3 protein-coding genes are annotated in these 2,554 nt (G+C 33.0%); 1 reads left to right on the forward strand and 2 read right to left on the reverse strand.

What is annotated here, in order from left to right; genetic code table 11:
- Positions 1-45: 45 nt before the first annotated feature.
- Together hxlB and hxlA are read right to left on the reverse strand one after the other, a co-directional pair.
- A complete protein-coding gene (gene hxlB, locus HMPREF2930_RS00560) occupies positions 46-594 on the reverse strand; it encodes a 6-phospho-3-hexuloisomerase (protein ID WP_015387319.1) in 549 nt (182 codons plus the stop codon).
- A 2-nt stretch (positions 595-596) separates the two neighbouring features.
- The gene (gene hxlA, locus HMPREF2930_RS00565; protein ID WP_002449613.1) at positions 597-1,229 is read right to left on the reverse strand and encodes a 3-hexulose-6-phosphate synthase; all 633 of its coding nucleotides are present in this window, start codon (positions 1,227-1,229) and stop codon (positions 597-599) included.
- 200 nt (positions 1,230-1,429) lie between these two features.
- On the opposite strand from hxlA, the gene HMPREF2930_RS00570 reads away from it, so the two are divergent.
- Positions 1,430-2,554, forward strand: a 1,125-nt coding sequence (locus tag HMPREF2930_RS00570) for a glucose-6-phosphate isomerase (RefSeq protein WP_070597185.1), incomplete at its 3' end; no start/stop codon positions are given.

Genomic DNA, 2,554 nt, shown 5'->3' on the forward strand with positions numbered 1-2,554 from the left:
ATGCGGAAGATTATATAATCTTCCGCATTAACTGCTTATTTATATCTATTCTAAATTGGCATGATTATTTTGCATAGTTGTTTCATCAACATCTAATTGTGTCATTAGTCCAATGACTACACTATCTAAAAAGATTTGTGATGATTGTTCAAACAAACTACCTAACGGTTGATCAGACCCAGTAGCATCGTGTTTTGTACCTGCTGGTAATTCAACTACTGTGTCTGCAATTTCACCAATTGCAGAATCTAGTTTAGTTGTTAGTAATACCACTTCTGCTTCAACTGATTTCGCTTTATCTGCTAATAAGCGAAGGTGTTCTGTTGAACCCGAACCAGAAATCACAATAAATAAATCACCTTTTTGAATTGATGGTGTTGTTGATTCGCCAATAACAAATGCTTGCTTGCCTAATTGATTGAGTCTCATTGCAAAACTATTTGCAACGAATCCAGAACGACCCTTACCTGCAACAAATATGCGTGATGCTTCAGTTACTTCTGATGCAAATCCATCAAACTCTTCATCTTTAACATGAGATAAAGTACCCTTTAACTCATCTAAAATTAATTGATAATGATTAAAAGTTGCCATCATTATTTACCTTCAATAGCGTCACGACATTGTTTAGCTGCTTCTACAGGGTCATCAGCATTTGCGATACCGCCACCAACAATTACTAAGTCAGGTTCTTCTGCAACAATTTCTTTAATTGTATCTGGTTTAATACCACCAGCAACTGCGACTTTAGAATTTTTAATTACTGATTTAACTTTACGTAAGCTATCTAATGGAGATTGTCCTTCAGCTTGTAAATCATAACCAGTGTGCACTGCAATATAGTCAGCACCCATTTCATCTAATTCTTTCGCACGTTTTTCTAAATCTTGTACAGCAATCATATCTACTAATAATTGTTTGTCATTTTTATGTGCTTCTTCAACTGCTGCTTTAATTGACGCATCTTCTGCTACACCTAAAATTGTTACAACATCAGCGCCGAATTTAACAGCTTGGCTTACTTCATAGTCTGCTGCATCCATGATTTTTAAGTCTGCTAATACTTTAGCATTGCTTATATTTTCATTTAAATGTTGAACGGCAGGTAAACCTTCATTAATCACAATTGGTGTACCAATTTCAACAATATCGACATATTCTTCTACTTTTTTCGCTAATTCTGCTGCTTCTTCTTTATTTAATAAATCAATAGCTAATTGTAATTCCACTATAATTCATCCTTTCATTAATTTATACCTTTATTTTGACATAATTATCAATAAATCAATACTGACAAAATTGGCATATAGGGAATGTCAGCTTATCTAAAGGGGGTGACTATTTTTTCAGTATGAATAATATTACACTGTAGTGTACAGTTGGAATTGTAAATATAAGACTAATAATTACAAATTTGGAGGCTTTTTAGATGACTCATATTCAATTAGATTATGGTAAGACTTTAGAATTTTTTGGAGAACATGAATTAGAACAACAAAAAGATATCGTGAAGACATTACACAAAACGATACATGAAGGAACTGGTGCAGGAAATAATTTCTTGGGTTGGGTAGACCTTCCAATTGATTACGATAAAGAAGAGTTTTCAAGAATTGTAGAAGCTTCTAAACGTATTAAAGTAAATTCTGACGTGTTAGTTGTTATTGGTATTGGTGGCTCATACCTTGGTGCACGTGCTGCTATTGAAATGCTAACATCTTCATTTAGAACAAATAATGACTATCCTGAAATTGTTTTTGTAGGTAATCATTTATCATCAAATTATACAAAAGAATTAGTAGATTATTTAGCTGACAAAGATTTCTCTGTAAACGTCATTTCTAAATCTGGTACAACTACAGAACCAGCAGTTGCATTCCGTTTATTCAAACAATTAGTTGAGAATAAATATGGCAAAGAAGAAGCTAAAAAACGTATCTTTGCTACAACAGATAAACAAAAAGGTGCATTAAAACAATTAGCTACAAATGAAGGTTATGAAACATTTGTAGTCCCTGATGATGTAGGTGGCCGTTATTCAGTGTTAACTGCTGTAGGTTTATTACCAATCGCAGCTGCAGGTATTAATATTGAAGCGATGATGATTGGTGCAGCAAAAGCACGTAAAGAATTATCTTCTGACAAATTAGAAGAAAATATTGCTTATCAATATGCAACAATCCGTAACCTTCTATATAGCAAAGGTTATACAACTGAAATGCTTATCAACTATGAACCGTCAATGCAATATTTCAACGAATGGTGGAAACAATTATTTGGTGAATCAGAAGGTAAAGACTTTAAAGGTATTTATCCTTCAAGTGCTAACTACACTACTGATTTACATTCATTAGGACAATACGTTCAAGAAGGTCGTCGTTTCTTATTTGAAACAGTTGTAAAAGTGAATCATCCAAAACATGATCTTACTATTGAAGAAGATAGTGACGATTTAGATGGATTAAATTATCTTGCTGGTAAAACAATTGATGAAGTTAATACAAAAGCATTTGAAGGTACATTATTAGCACATACAGATGGTGGCGTACCTAAT

The organism is Staphylococcus sp. HMSC068C09 (assembly GCF_001813735.1).
GTDB classification, from domain to species: Bacteria; Bacillota; Bacilli; order Staphylococcales; family Staphylococcaceae; genus Staphylococcus; species Staphylococcus hominis.

What these genes read in the sequence shown, in the direction of transcription:
- hxlB (WP_015387319.1), bottom strand. Translation starts at nt 594, where the DNA reads ATGGCAACTTTTAATCATTATCAATTAATTTTAGATGAGTTAAAGGGT.